The following is an 18,928-nucleotide window of genomic DNA, read 5'->3' on the forward strand; positions in this document are numbered from 1 at the left end:
CGTTCAAGCGCACGGCAGCCAGGACACCGACCAGGATTCCTCCCATGCTCAGATGGTGCTCGCGTTCAATCTTCCTCCAAGTGGTTCTCGGACTGATGCTCGGCATCGTCTGCGGGCTGACCCTTCCTGAATACTCGGCCCAGCTCAAACCGCTCGGCGACGGTTTCATCAAACTGATCAAGATGCTCATCGGCCTCATCGTGTTCTGCGTGGTGGTCAGCGGCATCAGCGGTGCCGGCGATCTGAAGAAGGTCGGGCGCATCGGCCTCAAATCGGTGATCTACTTTGAAGTGCTGACCACCATCGCGCTGGTGATCGGCCTGGTCTTCGCCTTCAGCACCGGCATCGGCAGCGGCGCGAATATCCATCTCGAGCAATTGTCCGCCGCCGATATGGGCGATATCGCCGAACGCGGCCAGCACATGCACACCACCACGCAGTTCCTGATGGACCTGATCCCAACCTCGGTGATCGGCGCCTTCGCCGACAACAACATCCTGCAAGTTCTGCTGTTTTCGGTGCTGTTCGGCAGCGCGTTGAATCTGGTCGGTGAAGCGGCCTCCGGGATCTCCCGACTGATCAACGAACTGAGCCATGTGATCTTCCGCATCATGGGCATGATCGTGCGTCTGGCACCGATCGGCGTGTTCGGCGCCATAGCCTTCACCACCAGCAAATACGGCCTCGATTCGCTGCAGCACCTGGGCAGTCTGGTCGGCTTGTTCTACCTGACCTGCATCGCATTCGTCAGCGTGATTCTCGGTCTGGTGATGCGTGCTTCCGGCCTGCGCATGTGGCCGCTGTTGAAGTATCTGCGTGAAGAACTGCTGATCGTCATGGGCACGGCATCGTCCGACGCCGTGCTGCCACAGATCATGCGCAAACTCGAACACCTCGGCATTGGCAGCTCGACCGTGGGTCTGGTGATTCCGACCGGCTACTCGTTCAACCTCGACGGTTTCTCGATCTACCTGACTTTGGCCATCGTATTCATTGCCAACGCCACCGGCACACCATTGGCGATGACTGACTTGCTGACGATTCTGCTGGTGTCGCTGATCACCTCGAAAGGAGCCCACGGGATTCCCGGTTCGGCACTGGTGATTCTCGCAGCGACGCTGACCGCGATCCCGGCTATTCCGGTGGTCGGTCTGGTGTTGGTGTTGGCGGTGGACTGGTTCATGGGCATCGGCCGGGCACTCACCAATCTCATCGGCAACTGCGTCGCTACTGTCGCCATCGCCCGCTGGGAAAAGGACATCGATGTCCAACGCGCCAACAAAGTACTCAGCGGCCAGCAGGGCTACACCTTTCAGCCGCGTAAAGCAGCAACTCCGGCGCACCAGCAGGAGTTCTGATTTCAACCCTGCAGGCGCTGCCGCAAGCGGCGATTTTTTGATCGAATTTGCGGCGGCCTCGCAGGCACATGGAGCAAGACAAGTGATTACCACATCAACCGTCGTCAACTCAGTAGTAGAAAAACTCCGCGCCGCATTGGCTCGTGGCCAGTGGCGCTCCGGCGACATGCTGCCGGGTCAGCGCGAACTGGCCGAACAACTGGGCATCAGCCGCCCGAGCCTGCGTGAAGCGGTGATCGTCCTGGAAACCCTTGGCCTCGTACGCTCGATGCCAGGCAAAGGCGTAGTCGTACTCGACGCGCAACTCAGCGACAGCCAAAGCCATGACAGTGCAGTCGCCGGCGCCAGCCTCGAAGACGTGCTGCAACTGCGCTACACCCTTGAGCCGTTCATTGTCGGTCTGGTCGCACAATCGATCAGCAGCAAGGAAGTCGGCCAGTTGCGCCTGACCCTGATGGACATGCGCGAAGCCCTCGAAGCCGGCGACAGTGAGGCCGGGGTCAGCGCCTACATCGCCTTCCACGAAGAGCTGTTCACCCTGACCTCGAATCCGATCTTCCAGAGTGTGGTGCAGCAAACCAGCAACGCCCTCAAGCAGAGCGCCGAGGTGCTGCGCAATTCGCCGGAGCATCTGGCCGAGCGCCTGGAAGAAAACGAAGCGGTGGTCCGCGCGATCCGCAGCAAGAACAGCGCCCAGGCCAGCGCCGAAATGCGTCGGCACATTTTGCGCGAAGGGCAGCGCATGGGCATTGAGCTGAATATTCCGGAAGACAACTTGAGTCGCTGATCCAATGGGAGACCGGTCATGAACAGTTTCGCCTCACCGTCGCCAACCCGATCGACTGCTGCCCCCCTGCCCTTCTCCCGCCTGCGCGCATCGGTGGAGGATCTGTATCCGCGGCTGTTCGATGCGATTCTGGAACAGCGCATCGATTCGGCCAGCCGTTTTACCGAGGACAGTTTGAAAGAGATGTTCGGCGCCAGTCGCGCCGACGTGCGCCGGGTGCTGACCCAACTGTCCCATGAGCACGTCATTGTCTTGCGCGCCAATCACCGGCCGCGGGTGGCGGCACCTGATCGGGAACAAACGCGGCAGGCCCTGCATGCGCGGCGGCTGACCGAGAGCACGCTGGTGCGTCTGGCCTGTCAGCGTCCGCAGGCAGACGATTTGAAGCACCTTCGCACGCTGATCGAGCGCGAACGTCAAGCGGTCGAGCAGGATCGGCGGGGTGCGGCGATTCGCTTGTCCGGGGAGTTTCATCTGCAATTAGCACAAATGGCGGGGAATGCACCACTGGCGCATTTTCTTGGCAGTCTGGTGCCGCTGACGTCACTGGCGATTGCGCGAAGTGAGGGCCAGACGCATAGCTGTTGCGCTTGGAAGGAGCATTTGGCGTTGGTGGAAGCAGTAGAGCGAGGCGATGCTTCCAAGGCCGGGATGCTGATGAATCGGCATTTGAATCTTCTTGAACAGACACTGCTCGGTTCAGACCTTGAGCATTGTGCTGTCGGTTAGATAGCTATCGCGAGCAGGCTCACTCCTACATTTGAAATGCGTTCCCCTGTAGGAGTGAGCCTGCTCGCGATGGCGTCATTACGGGCACCGAAAGCCCATCAGGCAGAAGCCACTCTGGCAAACCCCGCCCGAATCTTCTCTTCCGGCAAATCATCGGCAATAAACACAATCACACTTTCCCGCGCCTCACCCTCGGCCCATTCGGTATCCCAGTCAAAACCATAAAGCTTCAACACCCCCTGAAACACCAGGCGCCGATCCTCACCCGCGATGTTCAGCACACCTTTGTAACGCAACAATTGCTTACCGTGCTCTTCGAGCAATTCATTCATGAACTCGCTGAGCTGATCGATATCCAGCGGCTGATCGGTGCGCAATACCAGACTCGAAATACGATCAATTGACGGCGCCTTGCTCACCGGACGCAGGCTCAATCCGCCGCCGAGATCGGCGTTGAGGTTGAAGCCGCGCACATCAAGAAGTTCTGCCAGATCAATGGTGCCGTGCTCGACTACACGAATCGGCGCCCGGCGGTTGATCCGTGTCAGCCGTTCGCTCAGCGCGTTGAACGTGGCTTCGTCGACCAGATCGGTCTTGCTCACCAACAAGCGGTCGGCAAAACCGATCTGCGCCTGGGCGATGGTCTGGGTCAGGTGTACGTCGGCGTGGGCGGCATCGACCAGGGTGATGATGCCGTCGAGCAGGTAGCGCTCGCGCAATTCCTCATCGATGAAAAAGGTCTGCGCAACGGGTGCCGGATCGGCCAGGCCGGTGCACTCGATGACCAGACGATCGAACGCGATCTCACCGCTGTCCAGCCGTTCAAGCAGCAGGTACAGCGCTTTGGTCAGGTCTGTGTGAATGGTGCAGCACACGCAGCCGTTGGCCAGGGTCATGACTTGCACCGGCTCATCACCGAGCAACTGAGTGTCGATGCCAGCGTCGCTGAATTCGTTTTCGATCACGGCGATTTTCAGGCCGTGCTCGGCTTTGAGGATATGGCGCAGCAAGGTGGTCTTACCGGCGCCGAGGAAACCGCTGAGTACCGTGACCGGGATGGGAGAGGACAAAACTCGATCTCCTTCAAATGAATGAACAACACAAAAACAAATGTGGGAGCGAGCTTGCTCGCGAAAGCGGTGTGCCAGTCAAATTATTCATCAACTGACATTCCGTATTCGCGAGCAGGCTCGCTCCCACAGGGATTACCTCAACCTTGCGCTGTCAGCTCAACAGCACTTCGGCCCACCCTTGCCACCGTAACGCGCCTCCTGACGTTCGCGAAAGAACATCTCGTAGCTCATCACCGGTTTGTCCGGGTGCTTGGTTTGCATATGCTCGACGTAGGTGTCGTAGTCGGGCATGCCGACCATCAGACGCGCGGCCTGACCGAGGTATTTACCGAGGCGACTCAGGTCATTGAACATGGTGCAATCCTCTGGTTACGCATCCGGCAGGGCCTGGAATGGCGATTCTTTATCCGTACGCTCTTTCTTGCCCCAGGCGGCGATGCCGACCTTCAGCGCATAGAACAGGATGCTGAAGACCACGAACAGGAACAGCGCGGTAAGCGTTGCGTTGGTATAAGCGTTGAAGATCACGTGCTGCATCTGCTCGACGCTTTTTGCGGGTGCCAGCACCTGACCATTGGCCAGCGCATCGCTGTATTTCTTGGCCAGCGACAGGAAACCGATCGCCGGGTTGGCATCGAACAGTTTGATGAAACCGGCAGTCGTGGTGCAGATCAACAGCCAGGTGGCTGGCAGCAGGGTGACCCAGATGTAGCGCTGGCGCTTCATTTTGATCAGCACCACGGTGCCGAGCATCAGCGCGATACCGGCCAGCATCTGGTTGGAGATACCGAACAATGGCCACAAGGTATTGATGCCGCCCAACGGATCGATCACGCCTTGGTACAGCAACCAGCCCCACATCGCCACACAACCGGCGGTGGCGATCAGGTTGGCAGTCCACGACTCGGTGCGTCTCAGCGCCGGCACGAAAGAACCGAGCAGATCCTGCAGCATGAAGCGCCCGGCACGGGTGCCGGCGTCCACAGCCGTCAGGATGAACAGCGCTTCGAACAGAATCGCGAAGTGGTACCAGAACGCCATGGTGTTTTCACCCGGCAGGACACTGTGCAGGATCTGCGCGATACCGACCGCCAGGGTCGGCGCACCGCCGGCACGGGCCAGAATGGTGGTTTCACCAATGTCATGCGCCACGGCTTGCAGCGCTTCCGGCGTGATCGCGAAGCCCCAGCTGGAAACCACTTGCGCAACCGATGCGACATCACTGCCGACCACAGCAGCCGGGCTGTTCATGGCGAAGTACACGCCAGGCTCGATCACCGACGCGGCAACCATGGCCATGATCGCCACGAACGATTCCATCAACATGCCGCCGTAGCCGATGTAGCGAGCGTTGGTTTCGTTATCCAGCAGCTTCGGCGTGGTGCCCGAAGAGATCAGTGCGTGGAAACCGGATACCGCGCCGCAGGCGATGGTGATGAACAGGAACGGGAACAGACCGCCCTTCCACACCGGGCCAGTGCCGTCGACGAACTGGGTCAGCGCCGGCATTTTCAGCTCGGGCATGGTGATCAGAATACCGATCGCCAGAGCGACGATGGTGCCGATTTTCAGGAACGTCGACAGATAGTCGCGCGGTGCCAGAATCAGCCAAACCGGCAGCGATGCAGCGACGAAACCGTAACCGACCAGCATCCAGGTAATCTGCACGCCGGTGAAGGTGAAGGCCTTGGCCCACACCGGATCAGCGGCGATCTGACCACCGAGCCAGATCGACCCGAGCAGCAGCAACACGCCGACCACGGAGATTTCGCCGATGCGGCCCGGGCGGATGTAGCGCATGTAAATGCCCATGAACATCGCGATCGGAATGGTCGCCATTACGGTGAAGATGCCCCACGGGCTCTCGGCCAACGCTTTAACCACGATCAGCGCCAGCACCGCGAGGATGATGATCATGATCAGGAAGCAGCCGAACAGGGCGATGGTGCCGGGCACGCGGCCCATTTCTTCACGCACCATGTCGCCCAGGGAACGGCCGTTGCGCCGGGTCGACATGAACAACACCATGAAGTCCTGCACCGCGCCCGCCAGCACCACGCCGGCAATCAGCCAGAGCGTGCCGGGCAAGTAGCCCATCTGCGCGGCCAGCACCGGGCCGACCAAAGGTCCGGCGCCCGCGATCGCGGCGAAGTGGTGACCGAAAAGAATGTGTTTGTTGGTCGGCACATAGTCCAGACCGTCGTTGTTGAGCACGGCGGGGGTTGCCCGACGCGGGTCCAGTTGCATCACATTGTTGGCGATGAACAGACTGTAGTAACGGTACGCAACCAGATAAATGGCCACAGCGGCGACCACGATCCACAAGGCGTTGATTGCCTCGCCGCGGCGCAATGCCACTACGCCAAGGGCGCACGCTCCTACGATTGCCAGCACTAGCCAGGGTAAGTGGCGTAGCAGGCTATTATTATTTTTCATTTTATTATTCCAGCCAGGGTGGACAAGAAAGACAGCCACCCCGAGTTTAGCGCTTACGGCGCCAAAGGCCATACCCCGACGTTGGTCTAGACGCTTTAGCGATTGGCTGGCGCCCGCATTCGCGGTCTATAGTCAGCGAACCTTCATGAGGATTGCGCCATGAGCGAGCACCCAGCTGAGCGTCGCCGCTTCAAACGTATCGCGTTCGATGCCAAGACTGAATTGAGTCAGGGCGAGTACATCTGGCCGGTCAAATTGATTGATCTGTCGCTCAAGGGTCTGTTGATCGATAAACCCGAGCCGTGGCTAGGTGATCGGGAGCGGCATTTTCTGGTCGATATTCATCTCAACGATGAGGTCGGCATCAAGATGGAGGTGCAACTGACCCACGACGACCATGGCCAGCTCGGCTTCGTCTGCAAGCACATCAGCCTGGAGTCCATCGAACGCCTGCGGCGCTTGATTGAGTTCAACCTGGGTGACCCGCAGGAGCTGGAACGCGAACTGGGTGCCTTGATCGAAATCTAGCCATCACTGCAAATCCCCTGTGGGAGCGAGCGTGCTCGCGAAGACGGTGTGTCATTGAGCAATGCTGCCGACTGACACGACCCCTTCGCGAGCAGGCTCGCTCCCACAGGTTCGGAGTTCACTCAAACAATGCGTCGAGGGCCTGTTCGAGGCGGGTCACGGCGATGATCTGCAAACCCGGAGGCGATTCCTTCGGCGCATTGCCCTTCGGCACGATCGCCCGCTTGAAGCCATGCTTGGCCGCCTCCTTCAGACGCTCCTGCCCACTCGGCACCGGGCGCACTTCGCCGGAAAGACCCACTTCACCAAACACCAACAGGTCATGCGGCAATGGCCGGTTGCGCAGACTCGACATCACCGCCGCCATCAACGCCAGATCAGACGCCGTTTCCAGCACCTTCACGCCACCCACCACGTTGAGGAACACGTCCTGATCATGGGTCGGAATGCCGCCATGGCGATGCAAAACTGCGAGCAACATCGCCAAACGGTTTTGATCCAGCCCCAGCGTCACCCGACGCGGATTGGCCAGATGGCTGTCATCAACCAGCGCCTGCACTTCCACCAGCATCGGCCGCGTGCCTTCCCACGTGGCCATGACCACGCTGCCGGGGACTTCTTCCTGCGCACGAGTGAGAAAAATCGCCGAAGGATTGGAGACTTCTTTCAGGCCCTTGTCGGTCATGCCGAACACACCGAGTTCGTTGACCGCACCGAAACGGTTTTTCACCGCACGCAGCAAACGCAAACGCCCATCGGACTCGCCTTCGAAATACAGCACAGTGTCTACCATGTGCTCCAAGACGCGAGGACCGGCCAGCGCGCCCTCCTTGGTCACGTGGCCGACGAGAAAAATCGCCGTGCCGCTCTGTTTTGCATAACGCACCAGCAGCGCCGCGCTCTCACGTACCTGGGAAACACCGCCGGGGGCCGATTGCAGCTGTTCGGTGAAGATCGTCTGGATCGAGTCGATCACCATCACCTTGGGCTTTTCCTGACGGGCGGTGGCGATGATGGTTTCGATGCAGGTTTCGGTCATTACCCGCAGTTGATCCTGCGGTAAGCCGAGGCGCCGGGCACGCATGGCCACTTGCTGTTGGGATTCTTCGCCGGTGACGTAGAGAGCCGGCATGCTTTTGGCCAGGTTGCACAAGGTCTGCAACAGAATGGTCGATTTGCCGATACCCGGATCACCGCCGATCAGCACCACAGAGCCGTCGACCAGACCGCCACCGAGGACCCGGTCCAGCTCACCGGACGCGGTGGAAAAGCGCGGAATTTCTTCGATGCTGACTTCGGCCAGGGTCTTGATCTGCGCCTGCTGCCCGGCCCAGCCGGTGCGGCCGGTCGGTGCCGTGGCGCCGCCGCTTTCGATCATGGTCTCGGTCAGGGTGTTCCAGGCGCCGCACTCGCCGCACTGGCCCGCCCACTTGGGAAAGGTTGCGCCGCACTCGGTGCAACCGTACATGCGCTTGGCCTTGGCCATCAGAACCCCCGACAAAAACCGCGATGATAACGCACGTACCGCCGATCAGCGCGGCGCCGCACTACGGATTTCGCCACTGGCCAGACGCGCGGCGCTATTACCCAACGGATCTTCGGCATTCAGGTCCGCGCCCTTGGCCTTCAGCGCATCGAGCAATTCCAGACGCTTGAACAATCCGGCGTACATGGCTGCCGTCTGCCCGGCGCCATTGCGCTGATCGGGGCTGCAATCGGTGGCCATCAAGCGTCGGGCGATCTGTACTTCACCTTTGAAAATCGCCCCCATCAGCGCGGTGTTGCCACGTTGATCCTGGGCACAGGCATCGGCGCCGGCTGCAAGTAAACGCTCCACGGCCGGAGCCTGACCGTGATAGGCCGCCAGAATCAGCGCGGTGTAACCCTTGCTGTCGCGGGTGTCGAGGGAATAGCCGGACTCGATGAACGTGTCGAGCATCGGCACATCACCGCGTCGGGCCGCATCGAAGTAATAGTCGCGCAGTTGGGCCTGGATTGCCTCGGGACTCTGCTCGACCGGTGCCGCCCATACCGCGAACGACAGGCAACCGGCCAAGAATAAAAGACAGCTTCGCATCAGCATTCTCCTTTAACGGAACGGGGCCTGACTCAGGCCCCGCGTGCGCTGCATCGGTATCAGTCGACCAGTTTCGCTGCCAGCGCCTTGACCCGGCTCAGGTCGCCTTTGGCCACTTCAGTGACGCCAGTGCCATATTCCGGATCGGCCTTATAAAGGAAGGACAGGATGATGTGCTTGCTCTCATCATCGGTGGTTGCCAGCGAGCCGCCGAAGCTGTCGATCAAGTCCCGGCGTTCTTGCTTGCTGAACGAGCGATACAGATCGCCGGCCTGCTTGAAGTTCTGCTCACGCTGGATTTTCGCCTGCTGGGTGCTGCCCGATAGCGCCGATTGGCTGTAACGCGCGCTTGGCGTCTCGTCACGGGGTTGCAGTCGGCTTGGCTGGTAGTTCACACCGCTGTTGCTGGCACCGAAGTTCATTGCGCCATCCTGATTGCCATTGTTCACGGCAACTTTCGGCGCATTGATCGGCAATTGCAGGGCATTGGCACCCAGGCGATACATTTGCGTATCGGCATAGGAGAACACTCGACCTTGTAACAAACGGTCTTCGGAAGGTTCGATACCTGGAACTACATTGGCTGGCGCCATGGCCACTTGTTCGGTTTCCTGGAAGACATTCGCCGGATTACGGTTCAACACCATTTGTCCAACTTTTCGCTCAGGAATACCTGGCCAGATCTTGGTAGCGTCTAATGGATCAAATTCAAACTTGGACAAATCTTGTGGTTTCAGCACTTGAATGTACAAGTCCCATTTCGGGAAGTTACCTTTATTAATGTTGCTCACCAGGTCATTGGTCATATGACTGTAGTCTTGACCCTGGACGTTCGCGACTTGTTTTGGCGTGAGGTTATTAAGTCCCTGCAAGCTCTTCCAGTGAAACTTGACGTAGTGGACTTCACCCTTGGCGTTAATCAACTTGTAAGCATGAACACCATTACCGTCCATTTCTCGATAACTGGCCGGCGTTCCCGAGTTCGAATACAACTCGGTCAGGGTACGGGTGGCTTCCGGTACATGGGAGAAGAAGTCGAATCGGCGCGAATCGTCATCTAGGTTAGTCCGAGGGTCCGGTTTGAACGCATGCACCATGTCCGGAAACTTGATCGCGTCACGGATGAAAAAGGTCGGGAAATTGTTGCCGACCAGGTCCCAGTTGCCGTCGGCCGTGTAGAACTTGGTGGCGAAACCTCGTGGATCGCGCAGGGTTTCCGGCGAGTGATTACCGTGCACCACCGCAGAGAAGCGTACGAACACCGGTGTGCTCTGGCCAGCAGCAAACACTTTGGCCTTGCTCAGGTCGCTGAGATCGTTGGTGACCGTGAACGTGCCATGGGCGCCAGTGCCGCGGGCGTGAACCACGCGCTCGGGAATGCGCTCGCGATCGAAGCGCTGCAGCTTCTGAATCAACTGTACATCCTGCAGCAGCACCGGGCCGCTGGCACCGGCGGTCTGCGAGTTCTGATTGTCGCCGACGGCGGCACCGTTATCGCGGGTCAGGGGCGCGGCGTTAACCGAAAAGGTCAACAGGCTGGCGGTGAGTACACCGAGGGTGCGGCGACGGGGAAAAGCCCCCAGTCCAAGTGCGGAATTCATATCAGGATCCTCTGGTTGTTTTGGGGCGCATCCAGATGCGCCAACCCAAGGCTAGAGGCCTGCGGCGTTGAACATAAATAGAAAGAACGTAACACCATGATTGAGAAAATTGGCTTTCCGATCAGCGAGTTACCGTATATTTCGCGCGCGATTGATGGCACTTTGCAAACTAATCGCCAATTGATGTGTCGATAAAAACGGGCATTGTAAGAAGGTGTTTCGCGCAGGACGCGTTTTGCTGATTTACACTGCGTACACCAAACTCATCTGTAACAAGGAAATAACTATGGGCGTGCTTAGCGAGTTCAAGGCCTTCGCGGTCAAAGGCAATGTGGTCGACATGGCCGTTGGTATCATCATCGGTGCTGCCTTCGGCAAGATTGTTTCGTCATTTGTCGGTGACGTCATCATGCCGCCAATCGGCCTGTTGATCGGTGGGGTGGACTTCAGTGATCTGGCCGTCACGCTCAAGGCCGCCGAGGGCAATGCGCCTGCAGTGGTAATGGCCTACGGCAAATTCCTGCAGACCATTCTGGACTTCGTGATCGTCGCGTTCGCCATTTTCATGGGTGTCAAAGCGATCAACCGCCTCAAACGCGAAGAAGCCGTGGCCCCTACCCTGCCACCGGTTCCGACCAAGGAAGAAGAGTTGCTGGGCGAGATCCGCGACTTGCTCAAGGCCCAGAACACCCGGCCCTGAATGCTGTGCACGATAGAAACAACGGCGCCTTCGAGGCGCCGTTTGTTTACCAGTAATTTTCCACAGCCACCTGACCGGGCCGGCGGGTCAGGCTGAGGCTCATGTGGCGTTTTTTCAGCAGCGCGCGGGTGTCATCGATCATCTGTGGATTGCCGCACAGCATGACGCGCGAGTGCTCCGCCGACAGCTCCACACCCGCGACGCGCTCCAGTTCACCATTTTCAATCAGGGTAGTGATGCGCCCGTGCAATGCGTCAGGATGCGCTTCACGCGTCACCGTCGTGATGAACTGCAATTTGTGCGCATGTTCGCTGAGGTATTCACGCTGCGTGAGTCCGGCAATCAACGCCTGATAGGCCAACTCCCGCGCCTCGCGCACGCTGTACACCAGAATGATTCGCTCGAATTTTTCCCAGACTTCGAAGTCCTGCAAAATCGACAGAAACGGCGCTACCCCGGTGCCTGTGGATAACAGCCACAGATCGCGACCGTCGACGAAACGGTCCAGCGTCAGGTAGCCGAAAGCCTGGCGATCCACCAGCAAGGTGTCGCCGACCTGCAGCCGACTCAGCTCACTGGTGAACTCCCCGCCCGGCACGACAATGGAAAAGAACTCGAGAAACTCGTCAAAAGGCGACGACACCATCGAATAGGCACGCCACACAATGCTGCCATCGGCTTTGGCCACACCGAGCCTGGCAAACTGCCCGGCGCGGAAACGGAACCCTGCATCCCGACTGGTACGCAAGGTAAACAGGCTTGGGGTCAAGGGTTGAACATCAAGCAATGTCTGCGTGGTGTATTTCTCGGCACTGGCGGTCATGAGGCACTCCATTGAACGATTGCTGCCAGTGTCGCGCATATTGGTCGCCTTAAACACCGACGATGAGTAATGGCATTCAGCTATTCACCTACATGAATAGAAACTCAACTCATCAAGAAACCTTAAATGCAAAACTGAAAGTTAGGATGACGACCTGAATACTAAACGCCGTCATTCGCTAAGAACTTTTTATAAAAACATTCCCACCATCAATATCGAAAAAATTTAATGCCCCTTGTATGAAACGTCCTACACTCCGTTGCGTGCCGGATCTTTTGGATCCATTTTGCGCCCCCCCAGCAATACCAATGGAGACTCTGTAATGGAAACGTGGAAGGAGTCGCAGTTAAAGCAACTGACTTTCGCCAGGGATATAGACGCTGCTTATACGATTCTGTTGAGATTCGCCGAAAACCTGGGCTTTAATTTTTGTGCCATTTCGGTTACTTCACCCAATCGGGAACTACGTCTTGATCCCTTGCAAATCAACAACTACCCCAAAGAATGGAACGCACAATATGATCAGAAACATTACAGTAAAATCGACCCACTAATAGCACACTGCAATCACTCAATGATGCCCATCGTCTGGAGCGAGTCGGTATTTTCAGAAAAGCCTCAGCTTTGGCAGGGTTTGCAGCAATATGGACTGCAATATGGCTGGTCACAGTCGTTCCACCATGAGCAAAGCGGTTTGTGCAGCATTATCAGCCTGGCGCGCAAGCATTGCCCCATCAGTCCTCTGGAGTTGTATGAACATTTTGGTTATATGTTCTACGCCACCAGTCACCTGAGTGAACTGTTCGCCAGGACGCTGCCGCCCCAATCTCTCAAGCCCCGCCAACCGCACCTGTCGCCCCGCGAACTGGAGGTTCTGCAATTATCAGCCGGCGGCAAGACCGCTTATGAGATTTCGAAAATCCTCAGCCTGAGCGAACGCACCGTGAACTACCACGTGCAGAACGTCATCGAGAAACTCAACGTCTGCAACAAGATTTCCGCTGTCATCGCGGCCGCCAGAGCCGGCATCATCTAATCAAGCAGTCTTGCGTCCCCTATAAAACGTGCAGGTAATAACCAAGAAAAAAACGTACCATTCGCGACCCTCCTGAGTGATGACGTGAACGTTCGGCGTTGCAGTACACTCGGTCGGTGCCGCAGCACAATGTCAGGGCTGTGGAACACCCCGTTGATTACCCTGAGTTCCCGCCCCATGCCTTTGCTTGATACGCCCTTTGCCCAACTCGACCTGATCCGCCAGCCCGAACAGCAGAACGAACCGCTGCAAGCCTTCGATGCCGCTGACGAATACCTGCTCAACCATCTGGCCGCGCAGCAACCGGCGGCAGACACGCACGTATTGGTGCTCAACGACAGCTTCGGTGCCTTGGCTGCCAGTTTGTCAGGCAAGGTCAGGGTCAGTAGCAGCGGTGACTCATTCCTCGGTTTCCAGGGGTTGGAAAAAAACCTGCTGCGCAATGGTCAGGCATTCGACGCTGTTCGCGGGATCCCCGCCAGCGAGCCATTGGTCGGACCGTTTGATCGGGTGCTGATCCGCGTGCCGAAAACCCTTGCACTGCTGGAAGAACAACTGATCCGTTTACAGGGGCAACTCGCGCCCGGCGCTGAAGTCGTCGCAGCGGCCATGGTCAAACACCTGCCACGCGCCGCCGGTGATCTGCTTGAACGCTATATTGGTCCGGTGCAAGCCTCGCTGGCGGTGAAAAAGGCTCGCTTGTTGATCGCCACGCCTGAAGCAAAAGCCCCGGCCGTCTCGCCCTACCCGTCACGCTATCGCCTCGACGAGCCACCGATCGAGTTGCTCAACCACGCCAACGTGTTCTGTCGCGAAGGCCTGGATATCGGCACGCGTGCGTTCCTGCCGCATCTGCCGAAAAACCTGGGCAACGCCCGCGTCGCCGATCTGGGCTGTGGCAACGGTGTACTGGCAATCGCGAGTGCTCTGCAGAACCCTGATGCGCACTACACGCTGGTTGACGAGTCGTACATGGCGGTGCAATCGGCTAGCGAAAACTGGCGCGCAGCGCTGGGCGACCGCGAAGTGATCGTGCGAGCCGGCGACGGTCTGGCCGGACAGGAAGCGCAGTCGCTGGACGTGGTGCTGTGCAATCCGCCGTTTCATCAGCAGCAGGTGGTGGGCGATTTCCTCGCCTGGCGCATGTTCCAGCAGGCGCGCGAAGCGCTGGTAGTGGGTGGCGCGCTGTACATCGTCGGCAACCGTCATCTGGGTTACCACAGCAAACTGGCGCGGCTGTTCCGCGGCGTCGAGCAAGTGGCGGCCACGCCAAAGTTCGTCATTATCAAAGCGCGCAAGTAAACCTCAAGGCAAAAAAAACCCTCCGTGAGGAGGGTTGCAAAACCGTACCCGAAGGCGCCGGGACGGGATGATTCAGTGTGTGGTCAGGCCTGCCGCATTCATGAACAGGCGCATCAGGCTGGCAGCGATAAACAGCGCACCGACGCTACCGACCCAGATCAAGGCCAACCAGCCGAGCCGCTGCCACAGCGGTTTTTTTTCGGCTTCTTCAATGTCGTGCAGGGAATGTTTGCCGGTCATTGTTTCGATCCTCAGTAAGATCGATGGCGCCGTTGCCGACGCCATCGCGAGCAAGCTCGCTGCCAAAGGGTTTCGCTTAGTGATAACCGTCCTCATGGGTGACCTTGCCGCGGAACACGTAGTAGCTCCAGAAGGTGTAACCCAGGATGAACGGAATGATGAACAGCGTACCCACCAGCATGAAGCCCTGACTTTGCGGCGGTGCGGCGGCGTCCCAGATCGAGATCGACGGCGGCACGATATTCGGCCACAGGCTGATGCCCAGACCGCTGTAGCCGAGGAAGATCAGCACCAGGGTCAGCAGGAACGGCATGTAGTTGGCATTGCGCGCCACAGCGCGGATCAGGCCGTACATTGTCACCAACACCAGAATCGGCACCGGCATGAACCACAACAGGTTCGGCATGCTGAACCAGCGCGAAGCGATTTCCGGGTGTGCCAGCGGTGTCCACAGGCTGACGACACCGATCACCGCCAACAGCACGAATGCCAGTGGCCTCGCCAGATTGTGCATTTGCTCTTGCAACTTGCCTTCGGTTTTCATGATCAGCCAGGTGCAGCCGAGCAAGGCATACGCCACCACGAGTGCGGCGCCGCAGAACAGGGTGAACGGTGTCAGCCAATCCAGTGAGCCGCCGGCGAACTGCCGATTGACCACCGGCAAGCCGTCGATGAACGCGCCCAGCGCCACGCCCTGGAAGAACGTCGCCGCCACCGAGCCGCCGATAAAGGCTTTGTCCCACAAGTGGCGCTTGTCGTCCTTGGCCTTGAAGCGGAATTCGAACGCCACGCCGCGGAAGATCAATCCGATCAGCATGAAGATCAGCGGCAAGTACAGCGCCGACAACACCACCGAATAAGCCAGCGGGAAGGCGCCGAACAACGCCGCGCCGCCCAGTACCAGCCAGGTTTCGTTGCCGTCCCAGACCGGGGCGACCGTATTCATCATTACGTCACGGTCGACTTTGCCCGGGATGAACGGGAAAAGAATCCCGATGCCCAGATCGAAGCCGTCCATGACCACGTACATCATGATGCCGAAGATGATGATCACGGCCCAGATCAGCGGAAGATCAATACCCATGGCTCAAATCTCCTTGGTCAGGCTGGGGGTGTCGTGATCGGCATCGGCCGAATCGTCGGCGGCGGACAACGGACGCGCCGGAGTACGCTGCTTGCCTGGACCACCGTCCGGCGTCTCGGCGCCTTCGCTGATCTTCGGCCCTTTGCGCACCAAGCGCATCATGTAACCGAGACCTGCGCCGAACAGGGCGAAATACACCACCACAAACATGATCAGGGTGATGCTCATCTGCATGAAGCTGTGGTTTGAAGACGCATCCGCCGTGCGCATCAGTCCGTAGACCACCCACGGCTGACGACCGATTTCGGTGGTGAACCAGCCAGCGAGAATCGCGATCAGGCCGGAAGGCCCCATCCACAATGCCAGATAGAGGAATGGGCGCGAGGTGTAGAGCGTGTCGCGTTTACGCAGCCATAGGCTCCACAGCCCGGTGAAGATCATCAGGAAACCGAGGCCGACCATGATCCGGAACGACCAGAACACAATGGTCGAATTCGGCCGGTCTTCCGGCGGGAATTCCTTGAGCGCCGGGACCTGTTTGTCCAGCGAGTGAGTGAGGATCAGGCTGCCGAGGTACGGGATTTCCACGGCAAATCTGGTTTTTTCTTCTTTCATGTCCGGCCAGCCGAACAGGATCAGCGGCGTCGCTTCGTCGCCCTTGTTTTCCCAGTGACCTTCGATCGCGGCGATTTTCGCCGGCTGATGCTCGAGCGTATTCAGGCCATGGAAGTCGCCGATGACAGCCTGGATCGGCGCGACGATCAGCGCCATCCACATCGCCATCGACAGCATCGTGCGGATCGCCGGATTGTCCTTGCCGCGCAGCAAGTGCCAGGCCGCCGAAGAGCCGACGAAGAACGCCGTGGCGACAAACGCAGCCGTTGCCATGTGCATCAGACGATAAGGGAACGAAGGGTTGAAAATGATTGCCAGCCAGTCGGTGGGGATTACCTGACCGTTGACGATCTCGAAGCCCTGCGGAGTCTGCATCCAGCTATTGGACGCGAGAATCCAGAACGTCGAAATCAGCGTGCCGATGGCCACCATGACGGTGGAAAAGAAGTGCAGCCCACGTCCGACCTTATTCCAGCCAAACAGCATCACCCCGAGGAAACCGGCCTCAAGGAAGAATGCCGTGAGCACTTCATAGGTCAGCAACGGCCCGGTGACGGCACCGGCGAAGTCCGAGAAGCGGCTCCAGTTGGTGCCGAACTGGTAGGCCATGACGAGCCCCGAGACCACGCCCATGCCGAAGTTGACGGCAAAGATCTTCGACCAGAAATGGTAAAGGTCACGGTAGGTGTCGTTATGGGTTTTCAGCCACAAGCCTTCGAGCACCGCGAGGTAACTCGCCAGGCCGATGGTGATGGCCGGGAACAGGATGTGGAACGAAATGGTGAACGCGAACTGAATTCGGGCGAGATCGAGTGCCTCTAAACCGAACATAAGTCTTCCTCTGTCAGGTAATACCGGCTTCGGGGCTTGTGGCCCCTGCGCCTACTGCCCCCACGGATATGGAGTGCGGCGAATTCTGATTCGTTCTTTTTTAACAACCATCGCAACGCAGGGAGTCTGGCCAACGGGCCACCAGAGCATGGCCCGGGAGGGTCTTGATCTGGATCAAGCAACGTTGAAAGAGTAGTCCCATTTCCGACGAACAACTGCGTGGTCGTTTGCCGCGTGACAAGTTGCCTCATCGGCGCGGCAATGCTCTGCAATGGATTTCTTGCGGCGAGCTGGAGGAAATCGATGTCTGGCTAACTAAATTTTTTGTCATAGCAACTTCCTGTTACAGACTGGTGATAACCTCGCGGTTCCCCTCGAGCCAGACCTGCCTTCAGATGCCCAGCCAAGAGCCCCTGCTGTTACGTCACCATCGTCCGTTTCTCGCTTTCTGGTTCGCGCGGATCTTCACCGCCAGTGGCTTTCAGATGCTCACTGTGGCAATTGGCTGGAACCTCTACCAATTGACCGGCAACGTCCTCGATCTGGGTCTGGTCGGGCTCGTCGAATTCGCCCCGCGTGTGCTGTTCATGCTGCACACCGGGCATGTCGCTGATCGTTACGACCGGCGCAAAGTCGCGGCGATCTGTCAGTCGTTGCAGGCATTGATCGCCCTGGCGCTGGCCATCGGCAGCGCCACCGATCACGTCACCCGCGAGATGATCTTCATCCTCGCCTTCCTGCTCGGCGCGGCGCGTTCGTTCGAGATGCCGACCACCCAGGCACTGCTGCCGAGTATTGTGCCCAGCGCACTGTTCCCACGGGCGGTGGCAGCGGCACAATCGGCGCAACAGTCGGCAACCATCGTCGCCCCGGCGCTGGGCGGCTTGCTCTATGCATTCGGCAGCGTCTGGGTCTATGGCCCGACTGTGCTGCTTTACGTCATTGCCTGCACCTTGATGCTCAACCTGCCCGCGCGACAGACGCCGTTGAACAAAGGCAAAGCCACGCTGGATTCGTTATTGGCCGGGATTCGCTTCATTCGCAGCCGCCCGGACATTCTCGGTGCTATTTCGCTGGATTTGTTTGCGGTACTGCTCGGCGGCGCCACGGCGTTGCTGCCGGTATTCGCCAAGGACATCCTGCTGACCGGGCCGTGGGGCCTCGGCCTGCTACGTTCGGCACCGGCGGTCGGCGCACTGGGGATGTCGCTGTTCCTCGCCCGATTTGCCGTAGAACGCAACGTTGGCCGAGTGATGTTCACCGCAGTCGGGGTATTCGGCGTTGCGACCATCGCCTTCGGCCTGTCGACCTCGTTCTGGTTCTCGCTGGCGGTGCTGGTGGTGCTCGGCGCGGCGGACATGATCAGCATGGTCATCCGCGCCTCTTTCGTACAATTGGAAACCCCCGACGAAATGCGCGGCCGGGTCAGCGCGGTGAACGGGTTGTTCATCGGTGCTTCCAATCAGTTGGGCGAATTCGAGTCCGGTGTCACCGCTCACTGGTTCGGTACTGTCCCAGCGGTGGTCATGGGCGGGATCGGCACGCTGGTGGTGACCGGGACGTGGATCAAGTTGTTTCCGACGCTGGCTAACCGGGACCGGATGCATGTGCCGGTGGAAGAGGTGAAGGTCTGACAACCTCCAAAACACAAAATAACTGAAAAGGTGCGGTACATAGTTACCGCACCAAGTGTAATGTATCGCCTTAC

The 18,928-nt window shown here is 58.7% G+C and carries 18 protein-coding genes; 8 read left to right on the top strand and 10 right to left on the bottom strand.

Annotated features, from left to right (window positions below):
- The first annotated feature begins 44 nt into the window (after nucleotides 1–44).
- The 3 genes from AB4O01_RS16010 (at nucleotide 45) to AB4O01_RS16020 (ending at nucleotide 2,874) form a co-directional block, all read left to right on the top strand.
- Entirely contained in the window at nucleotides 45–1,358 is a 1,314-nt protein-coding gene (locus tag AB4O01_RS16010) for a C4-dicarboxylate transporter DctA (protein ID WP_064118745.1), read from the top strand.
- Nucleotides 1,359–1,440: 82 nt separating this feature from the next.
- Nucleotides 1,441–2,145: a FadR/GntR family transcriptional regulator gene (locus tag AB4O01_RS16015; protein ID WP_034153832.1), complete on the top strand. Its 705-nt coding sequence runs from the start codon at nucleotides 1,441–1,443 to the stop codon at nucleotides 2,143–2,145.
- Nucleotides 2,146–2,163: 18 nt separating this feature from the next.
- Nucleotides 2,164–2,874, top strand: coding sequence for a GntR family transcriptional regulator (locus AB4O01_RS16020; protein WP_460089019.1), 711 nt, complete (start codon nucleotides 2,164–2,166; stop codon nucleotides 2,872–2,874).
- A gap of 98 nt (nucleotides 2,875–2,972) precedes the next feature.
- Here AB4O01_RS16020 and yjiA read toward each other — a convergent pair whose 3' ends face one another.
- The 3 genes from yjiA to AB4O01_RS16035 all read right to left on the bottom strand — a co-directional run bounded on the left by yjiA (nucleotide 2,973) and on the right by AB4O01_RS16035 (nucleotide 6,383).
- Nucleotides 2,973–3,944: a GTPase gene (gene yjiA / locus AB4O01_RS16025; RefSeq protein ID WP_186623973.1), complete on the bottom strand. Its 972-nt coding sequence runs from the start codon at nucleotides 3,942–3,944 to the stop codon at nucleotides 2,973–2,975.
- A 159-nt stretch (nucleotides 3,945–4,103) separates the two neighbouring features.
- Nucleotides 4,104–4,301 carry a YbdD/YjiX family protein gene (locus AB4O01_RS16030; protein ID WP_003228401.1) on the bottom strand — a complete coding sequence of 66 codons (198 nt, stop codon included), beginning with the start codon at nucleotides 4,299–4,301 and terminating at the stop codon, nucleotides 4,104–4,106.
- 15 nt (nucleotides 4,302–4,316) lie between these two features.
- Entirely contained in the window at nucleotides 4,317–6,383 is a 2,067-nt protein-coding gene (locus AB4O01_RS16035) for a carbon starvation CstA family protein (protein WP_093434763.1), read from the bottom strand.
- 159 nt (nucleotides 6,384–6,542) lie between these two features.
- Here AB4O01_RS16035 and AB4O01_RS16040 point away from each other — a divergent pair, with 159 nt between their 5' ends.
- The gene (locus AB4O01_RS16040) at nucleotides 6,543–6,911 is read left to right on the top strand and encodes a PilZ domain-containing protein (protein WP_093434760.1); all 369 of its coding nucleotides are present in this window, start codon (nucleotides 6,543–6,545) and stop codon (nucleotides 6,909–6,911) included.
- A 118-nt stretch (nucleotides 6,912–7,029) separates the two neighbouring features.
- Here AB4O01_RS16040 and radA read toward each other — a convergent pair whose 3' ends face one another.
- Genes radA through katB form a run of 3 tightly spaced genes read right to left on the bottom strand, consistent with a single transcriptional unit; the run spans nucleotide 7,030 to nucleotide 10,589 of the window.
- Nucleotides 7,030–8,397, bottom strand: coding sequence for a DNA repair protein RadA (gene radA / locus AB4O01_RS16045; RefSeq protein WP_007909773.1), 1,368 nt, complete (start codon nucleotides 8,395–8,397; stop codon nucleotides 7,030–7,032).
- Nucleotides 8,398–8,442: 45 nt separating this feature from the next.
- Nucleotides 8,443–8,988: an ankyrin repeat domain-containing protein gene (locus AB4O01_RS16050; RefSeq protein ID WP_460089020.1), complete on the bottom strand. Its 546-nt coding sequence runs from the start codon at nucleotides 8,986–8,988 to the stop codon at nucleotides 8,443–8,445.
- A 59-nt stretch (nucleotides 8,989–9,047) separates the two neighbouring features.
- Nucleotides 9,048–10,589: a catalase KatB gene (gene katB, locus AB4O01_RS16055; RefSeq protein WP_093434754.1), complete on the bottom strand. Its 1,542-nt coding sequence runs from the start codon at nucleotides 10,587–10,589 to the stop codon at nucleotides 9,048–9,050.
- Nucleotides 10,590–10,875: 286 nt separating this feature from the next.
- Here katB and mscL point away from each other — a divergent pair, with 286 nt between their 5' ends.
- Entirely contained in the window at nucleotides 10,876–11,289 is a 414-nt protein-coding gene (mscL, locus tag AB4O01_RS16060; RefSeq protein ID WP_093434751.1) for a large-conductance mechanosensitive channel protein MscL, read from the top strand.
- Nucleotides 11,290–11,335: 46 nt separating this feature from the next.
- Here the strand turns inward: mscL and AB4O01_RS16065 are convergent, their stop codons facing one another.
- The gene (locus tag AB4O01_RS16065) at nucleotides 11,336–12,112 is read right to left on the bottom strand and encodes a ferredoxin--NADP reductase (RefSeq protein WP_093434748.1); all 777 of its coding nucleotides are present in this window, start codon (nucleotides 12,110–12,112) and stop codon (nucleotides 11,336–11,338) included.
- A 322-nt stretch (nucleotides 12,113–12,434) separates the two neighbouring features.
- Between AB4O01_RS16065 and AB4O01_RS16070 the strand changes: the two genes are divergently transcribed.
- Together AB4O01_RS16070 and AB4O01_RS16075 are read left to right on the top strand one after the other, a co-directional pair.
- The gene (locus AB4O01_RS16070; RefSeq protein WP_177413114.1) at nucleotides 12,435–13,148 is read left to right on the top strand and encodes an autoinducer binding domain-containing protein; all 714 of its coding nucleotides are present in this window, start codon (nucleotides 12,435–12,437) and stop codon (nucleotides 13,146–13,148) included.
- Between the two features lie 177 nt (nucleotides 13,149–13,325).
- Nucleotides 13,326–14,450: a methyltransferase gene (locus tag AB4O01_RS16075; RefSeq protein WP_460089021.1), complete on the top strand. Its 1,125-nt coding sequence runs from the start codon at nucleotides 13,326–13,328 to the stop codon at nucleotides 14,448–14,450.
- 72 nt (nucleotides 14,451–14,522) lie between these two features.
- Here the strand turns inward: AB4O01_RS16075 and AB4O01_RS16080 are convergent, their stop codons facing one another.
- From AB4O01_RS16080 to AB4O01_RS16090, 3 genes are all read right to left on the bottom strand, one after another.
- Complete coding sequence (locus AB4O01_RS16080; RefSeq protein WP_194934856.1) at nucleotides 14,523–14,690, bottom strand: DUF2474 domain-containing protein; 168 nt, start codon at nucleotides 14,688–14,690, stop codon at nucleotides 14,523–14,525.
- Between the two features lie 76 nt (nucleotides 14,691–14,766).
- Entirely contained in the window at nucleotides 14,767–15,774 is a 1,008-nt protein-coding gene (gene cydB, locus AB4O01_RS16085; RefSeq protein WP_460089022.1) for a cytochrome d ubiquinol oxidase subunit II, read from the bottom strand.
- Between the two features lie 3 nt (nucleotides 15,775–15,777).
- Complete coding sequence (locus tag AB4O01_RS16090) at nucleotides 15,778–17,220, bottom strand: cytochrome ubiquinol oxidase subunit I (protein ID WP_093434734.1); 1,443 nt, start codon at nucleotides 17,218–17,220, stop codon at nucleotides 15,778–15,780.
- A 395-nt stretch (nucleotides 17,221–17,615) separates the two neighbouring features.
- Between AB4O01_RS16090 and AB4O01_RS16095 the strand changes: the two genes are divergently transcribed.
- Complete coding sequence (locus tag AB4O01_RS16095; RefSeq protein WP_007909739.1) at nucleotides 17,616–18,854, top strand: MFS transporter; 1,239 nt, start codon at nucleotides 17,616–17,618, stop codon at nucleotides 18,852–18,854.
- The last annotated feature ends 74 nt before the right edge of the window (nucleotides 18,855–18,928 follow it).

This window comes from Pseudomonas sp. S2_E02, assembly GCF_054668355.1.